The 6861-nt window shown below is 64.6% G+C and carries 5 protein-coding genes and 1 pseudogene; all 6 read right to left on the reverse strand.

Annotation, left to right across the window (positions count from 1 at the left end):
• Nucleotides 1–283: pseudogene (locus AKL29_RS45865) on the reverse strand (ATP-binding cassette domain-containing protein); the annotation flags it as partial.
• Nucleotides 280–1197 carry an ABC transporter permease gene (locus AKL29_RS31515; RefSeq protein WP_028334911.1) on the reverse strand — a complete coding sequence of 306 codons (918 nt, stop codon included), beginning with the start codon at nucleotides 1195–1197 and terminating at the stop codon, nucleotides 280–282. The gene AKL29_RS31515 and the pseudogene AKL29_RS45865, both read right to left, overlap by 4 nt.
• Nucleotides 1163–2119, reverse strand: a complete 957-nt coding sequence (locus AKL29_RS31520; RefSeq protein WP_016842735.1) for an ABC transporter permease — start codon at nucleotides 2117–2119, stop codon at nucleotides 1163–1165. Before AKL29_RS31520 ends, AKL29_RS31515 begins: the two co-directional genes overlap by 35 nt.
• Before the next feature lie 279 nt (nucleotides 2120–2398).
• Nucleotides 2399–4189, reverse strand: coding sequence for a peptide ABC transporter substrate-binding protein (locus AKL29_RS31525; protein WP_050386848.1), 1791 nt, complete (start codon nucleotides 4187–4189; stop codon nucleotides 2399–2401).
• Nucleotides 4190–4659: 470 nt separating this feature from the next.
• On the reverse strand, nucleotides 4660–6078 hold the full coding sequence (locus AKL29_RS31530; RefSeq protein WP_050386849.1) for a M20 family metallopeptidase: 1419 nt from the start codon (nucleotides 6076–6078) through the stop codon (nucleotides 4660–4662).
• A 219-nt stretch (nucleotides 6079–6297) separates the two neighbouring features.
• Nucleotides 6298–6861, reverse strand: a 564-nt coding sequence (locus tag AKL29_RS45870) for a mandelate racemase/muconate lactonizing enzyme family protein (RefSeq protein ID WP_244482527.1), incomplete at its 5' end; no start/stop codon positions are given.

Here is a 6861-nt window from a genome sequence, read left to right on the forward strand (position 1 = left end):
AGCCGATCTCCTTCGCCCTGATGTCGTCGAGCTGATGGCTGGTCAGCGGCACCAGGTCGCGACCCTCGAAGATGATCTCGCCTTGGACGATCTTGCCGGGCGGCATCGCGATCAGCTTCAGGATCGACATCGCGGTGACGGTCTTGCCGCAGCCGGATTCGCCGACCACGCACAGCGTCTCGCCGCGGTTGATGCTGATGTCGACGCCGTCGACCGCCTGGAGGATGCCGTCGTCGGTGGTGAAATGGGTTTTCAGGCCCTTGATGTCGAGCAGCGCCATCAGATCACCTTGCGCGCGTCGAGCGCGTCGCGCAGCCCGTCGCCGATAAAGTTGATGGCGACCACCGCGATGAAGATCGCGCCGCCCGGAAACAGCGCCCAATGCGGGCCGATGTCGAGAAAATCCTTGGCGTCATAGAGGATGCGGCCCCAGGTCGGGGTGTCCGGCGGGAAGCCGAGGCCGAGAAACGATAGCGTCGATTCGGCTATGATCGCGGCGGCGACGTCGATCGTGCCGGCGATGATCACCGGTCCCAGCGCGTTGGGCAGGATGTGGCGCACCACCTGCCGCACCGGGCTCGCGCCGAGCGCGCGCGCCGCCTCGACGAATTCCTTCTCGCGCAGCGACAGGAACTGGGCGCGCACCAGGCGCGCGACCGGCATCCAGCGCAAGCCGCCGATCACCAGCACGATCAGGATGAAGATGCCGCCCTCCGGGCCGAACATCGCCTTCAGCCCGTCGCGGAACAGATAGATCAGCATCAACAGCAGCGGCAGCTGCGGCAACGACAGGAACAAGTCGGTCAGCCACATCAGCGCGTAGCCGAGCGCGCCGCGCGACATGCCGGCGAGCGCGCCGATCAGCGTGCCGACGAACACCGAGACCAGCATCGCGGCGAGACCGACCGCGAGCGAGATGCGCCCGCCATAGATCATGCGGGCGAGCAGGTCCTGGCCGAGATCGTCGGTGCCGAACGGATGCGCCAGCGAGGGGCCCTGCAGGCCGGCCACGACGTCCATGTCGCTGATCGAGACGCGCCAGACGAACGGGCCGATCACGACGGCCGCGATCAGCAGCAGCAGCAGCACAGCGCTGACCACGGCCGGCCGGTGCCGGCGGTAGCGCCGCCAGGTTTCGCGCCAGGGCGAATAGCCGCGCCGCTCAGCGGAAGGAGATGCGAGGGTCAAGCCAGCCATAGAGGACATCTGCGATCAGGTTGAACAGCACCACGAGACACGCGAAGACGAAGGTCACGGCCATCACGACCGGCGTGTCATTGGCGAGGATGGAAGAAATCAGCAGCGAGCCGATGCCGGGAATCCGGAAGATCTGCTCGGTGACGATGGCGCCGCCGAACACGGCAGGCATTTGCAGCGCAATCAGCGTGACGACCGGGATCATCGCGTTGCGCATCACGTGCTTGACGATCACCTTAGCCTGCCCGAGTCCCTTGGCGCGGGCGGTGGTGACATAGTCGAGCCGGATTACGTCGAGCATCGCCGAGCGCACGAAGCGGGTCATCGACGCCGCCTGGAACAGGCCGAGCACCATCACCGGCATGATCGCCTGCCGGATCATCTCCAGCAGCCAGGGAATGCCGCTGCCGGGCACGTCGGTGTAGACGAAGGGCAGCCAGTCCAGCTTCACCGAGAACACCAGGATGAACAGGATGCCGGTGAAGAAGGTCGGCAGCGAGAAGCCGATGAAGGCGAAGGTGTTGGCGAGCTGGTCGAAGATCGAATAGGGCCGGGTGGCGGCATAGACGCCGACCGGGATCGCGATCAACAGCGCCAGCAGCTGCGCCGAGCCGATCACGTAGAGCGTGGTCGGCAGCCGCTGCAGGATCAGCGTGTCGACATTGATCCGGCTGACAAAGGAGAAGCCCCAGTCGCCCTGCGCCATCGCCGCAAGCCAGTGCAGGTAGCGAAGATAGATCGGGTCGTCGAGGCCGAACTTGGCGCGCAGCGCGGCCTGCACCTCGGGCGGCACGTTCGGATTGGTCGCGAGCTCGCTGAACGGATCTCCCGGCGCGAGCGCCAGCACCACGAACAGCACGAGCGAGATCCCGAGCAGGCTCGGGATCGCGATCATCAGGCGACGCAGGATATATTGACTCATCGAGAGATCATCTAACTAACGCTCGCACCTTGAGCACGTTGATCTTGCTTCCAGTCGAAAGGCGAGCTTCACCTCGCCCCGCGTGCGGGGAGAGGTTGGAATTCAAGCACAGCTTGAATTCCGGGTGAGGGGGAGTCTCCACGAACTCATCTTTCACGGTATTTGCTGCGAAAGCCCCTCACCCCAACCCTCCAAGAGCGAGCTCCGCTCGTCTCGACCCCGTAAGAACGGGGAGAGGGAGAAGATGCACCTACTCAACTCCGAACCTGTCCCCGTGTCTCAGGTTTCACGATACCAGTCTTGCAGATTGTCGGTCTGGTTGGCCCAGCCGGAGAGCGCGGGCCGCACCGTGTTGGAGCAGGCTTCCACCGCGAGGCGGTGCATCACCGGGATCACCACCGTGTCCTGCCACATCAGATCGTTGCACTTGATGTAGAGCTCGGCCCGCTTGATCGGATCGGTCTCGGTGTCGGCCGCCTCGATCGCGGCGTCAAAATCCTTGTTGACCCAGCGCGGGAAGTTCTGCCCTTGCCACTTGTTCTCCTTGGTCGCGGCATTGCGCGACAGATAGCGGCGCATGTGCAGGCCCGGGTCGGGTTGCGTCATCGGGATCTGGAACATCTCGATGTCGGCGTAGAACTTGGAATAGGTGTCGGGGTTGGCGACGTCGGAGGAGAAGAACACCGAGGCCACCACCGACTTCAACTCGACGTCGATGCCGGCCTTCTGGCAGGCCTGCTTGACGATCGCCTGGGTCTTCTGCCGCGGGCCGTTGATCGAGGTCTGGTACAGCAGCTTCAGCTTCTTGCCGTCCTTCTCGCGAATGCCGTCGGAGCCGACCTTCCAGCCGGCCTGTTCGAGCAGCGCGCTCGCCTTCTCGACCGAGAACTCCCATCTGGTGTTCTTGGAAACGAACTCCTCGGGACCGTTGAGATAGTTGGCGGTGGTGCGGCCGGCGCGGCCGTAGATCACCTTCTTGACGGAGTCGCGGTCGACCAGCAGCGCCAGCGCCTTGCGCACCGCCGGATCCGACAGGATCGGATGCTTGGTCTTGATCGACGAGCGTTCGCCGTCGACCTCGGTGTTCGGGTCGGTGAAGTTGATGGCGATGAATTCGATGTCGCCGCCGACGGCATAGAGCGTCTTGCCCTTGCCGCCCTTTTCCAGCCGCAGCAGCACCTCGTCCTCGACCTGGATGTTCCAGGCGAAATCATATTCGCCGGTCTGGATCACCGCGCGCGCCGCCGACACCGCATCGCCGCCGCCCTTCATCTCGATCGTGTCGAAATAGGGCCGGTTCGGCATGTGGTAATCGGGATTGATCTCGCCGCGCACCAGATCGCCCGGCTTGAACTCGACGAACTTGTAGGGGCTGGTGCCGACCGGCTTCAGATTGTTCGGCGCCTCGCGCGACTTGCTGCCCTTGTATTCGGCGAACAAATGCTTCGGGATGATGCAGCCATAGGCGCCGACGAACGCGTTGGCCCAGAATGGCGTCGGATCCTTGAACTTGATGCGGACCGTGAGGTCGTCGACCTTCTCTACGGTCATGCCGGAATAGGTGCCGCTCGAGACGGCTGCGGTCGCGGGATCGGTGGCATATTCCCAGTTGAACACGACGTCGTCAGCGGTGAAGGGTTTGCCGTCATGCCATTTGACGCCGGGCTTGAGTTTCCAGACCACCGTCTTGGCGTCTTTGGAAAGCCCGCCGTTCTGGATCGAGGGGATTTCGGCGGCGAGGATCGGGTTGAGGTGGCCGTCGACGTCCCAGCTTGCCAGCGGTTCGTAGAACAGTCGCGAGCCGTCCTGGTCCTTGGTGCCGGTGGCGAAGTGCGGATTGAGCAGGGTGGGGCCCTGCCACCACAACAGCTTCAGCGGACCGCCGCCGCCGCGCTTGGTCGGCTTGTAGGGATTCGGGCTCTGCGCCATCGCGACGCCGCCGATCGCAAGGATCTGGTTGGCCATCGGCGCGGTGAGGCCGACGGCAATCATTCGCTTGACGAAGGCGCGGCGATCCATCCGCCCGTCCTTCACGTCGTCGATCATGCCACGCAGATTCTTGTCGAACATTGTCCCCTCGGTCCGGCTCAATTGGTTATTGCGGCGGGCCGTGGAACCGGCCGCCGTGTTGGCGGCAGGATGGCACACCGAATGACCGCGAAGGTCAACGGCTCCCGCCGTTCAGCGCCTAGGTCTTTTGGCTATCGCTTGTGCAGAACCTCCCCTTGCCGCACATCGGTTCAGCAGATCGGCGCCAAAAGCGCTCCCTAGCGCGCCTCGCAGTGCGGAAAATTTGTTCGTTATCCTTTGTTCCGAGATGCTTTTTTGCCACGCAGGCCGGAGTTCGCGTCTGAAGGCCGAGCTATCGCATATGCGCTCGATCCGTCCACAAACTCGTCATGCCCGGCCTTGTGCCGGGCATCCACGTCTCCGTTTCCGCGTGAGAAAGACGTGGATGGCCGGGACAAGCCCGGCCATGACGATGCGGGTAAGCGATTGCTTGATCCCGGAGAGCAGGCCCGGCCCGCTCAATGTGGCTCTCAGGCGATCGACATGTTCAACGGCGGTGCAACATTCGCCGGCAGCGGACTGACATACGGCGTTCTTGTGGTCCGCTTCTTGAGGTCGGCCTTGGCGGCCGCGATCAGCTCCGGCTCCATCAGCGCCTTGACGCCGAGGCCGGCCATCGCCTTGGCGGCCTGCACCATCGCCTTGTGTGCGGCCGGCGTCTTGCCCTGCGCCACAACCTGCCAGGTGTGGAACGGCGTGCCGATTGCAACCGTCGGTGCATGGACCTGCACGGTCGGCACCACCCAGCTGACGTCGCCGACGTCGGTCGAGCCGATCAGCGGATTGCGCTTGGCGTCGATCGGCACCAGGAAATCGGCGAGCGGCCGGTCGGTCGACTCCATGCCGATCGCGTAATAGACCGAGGCGATGTCCTTGTCGGTCAGGGTCGCGCGGATCTTGCCGGCGAAATCCTTGTCGGCATCGTCGAAATGCGGCGGGCCGAGCTCTTCCATGATCCGGTGCAGCGTCTGTTCCAGCGGCGTGTTGGGCAGGATGTTGGAGACCGCGGAGATGATCTTTATCTCCACCTTGGTCTCGGTCATCAGCGCCGCGCCCTGCGCGATCTTGTGCACGCGCTCGACCAGTTCGTTCATGCCGGGCAGGTCGCGGGCGCGGATCGAATAGCGCACCCGGGCATGGGCCTGCACCACGTTGGGCGCGATGCCGCCGGTGTCGAGCAGCGCGTAGTGCACCCGCGCGTCGCTCGGCATGTGCTCGCGCATGTAGTTGACGCCGACATTCATCAATTCCACCGCATCGAGCGCGCTGCGGCCGAGATGCGGCGAGGCTGCCGCATGCGAGGTGCGCCCGGTGAAGATGAAATCGGCGCGGGTATTGGCGAGCGACGGCGTCACCGCCACCTCCCAGAAGCTGTGCGGATGCCAGGTGATGGCGATGTCGGCGTCCTCGAACGCGCCACAGCGCACCATGAAGGCCTTTGCCGCGCCGCCTTCCTCGGCGGGGCATCCGTAATAGCGCACGCGCCCCGGCACCTTGTTGGCGGCGAGCCAGTCCTTCACCGCGGTCGCGGCGAGCAGCGCGGAGGAGCCGAGCAGATTATGTCCGCAGCCATGGCCGTGGCCGCCGCTCTCGACCGGGCGATGCTCGGCGACGCCGGCCTCCTGGCTGAGGCCGGGCAGGGCGTCATATTCGCCGAGGAAGGCGATCACCGGGCCGCCTTTGCCCCATTCGCCCATCACCGCGGTCGGGATGTCGGCAACGTTCTCGGTGATGCGAAAACCCTGATGGCGCAGTTCGGCCAGATGTTCGGCGGATGAGCGCGCCTCGGTGTAGCAGACCTCGGGCATCGCCCAGACGCGGTCGCTCAATTCGATGAAACGCGGCTTGATCGCGTCGACGCCGCGCCAAACATCACTACGGTTGTCCATTTGCTCCGATCCCTTAACGCTAGAGCATGATCCGGAAAAGTGTGAAGCGGTTTTCCGAAAAGATCGTGCTCAGACAATGAGCCAAAGCGCGATGATCTCATCGCGCTTTCGGCAATCTGAAGCGCGAAACGCTAGCAGCTTGTCGCGACGCCGCCTAGCGCGCGCCGGCAGACCTGCTTTTCCGAATGTCACGTCTTGGTGTGCAGAAATGTTTCTGCGTCAGGCGGCGCCGAGCCGCTCCAGCCCTGTCCAGTCGAAGGCGATGCCGTGCCCCGGCCGGTCCGGCGCGATCGCCATGCCCTGCTCCAGAACCAGCGGGTGCTCGATATAGCGGTCGAGGCCGAAGCCGTGCGCCTCGAGATACGACCGGTTCGGGCACGCCGCCAGCAGATGCACGGTGATGTCATGCGCGCCATGGCTGGTGACGGGAATATTGAAGGCCTCGGCGAGCCGGGCGATCTTCATGAAGCTGGTCACGCCGCCGCAATTGGTGACGTCGGGCTCGGCATAGGACAGCGCGCCGCCGGCGATATAGGGCTTGAACTCCCACAGGCTGCGGAGGTTCTCGCCGGCCGCGATCGGCACGCCGCCCGCCTGCAGGATGCGGGCGTGTCCCGCGACGTCGTCCGGAATCGTCGGCTCCTCGAGCCAGGTCAGGTCGAACGGCTGCAGGGCGCGCGCCGCGCGGATCGCCTCCTCGACGGTCCATTTCATGTTGGCGTCGGCCATCAGCGGAAACTCGTCGCCGAGATGGCCGCGCATCGCCTTCACGCGCGCCACGTC

The sequence above is a fragment of the Bradyrhizobium pachyrhizi genome, assembly GCF_001189245.1.
In the GTDB taxonomy this organism is placed as follows: Bacteria; Pseudomonadota; Alphaproteobacteria; order Rhizobiales; family Xanthobacteraceae; genus Bradyrhizobium; species Bradyrhizobium pachyrhizi.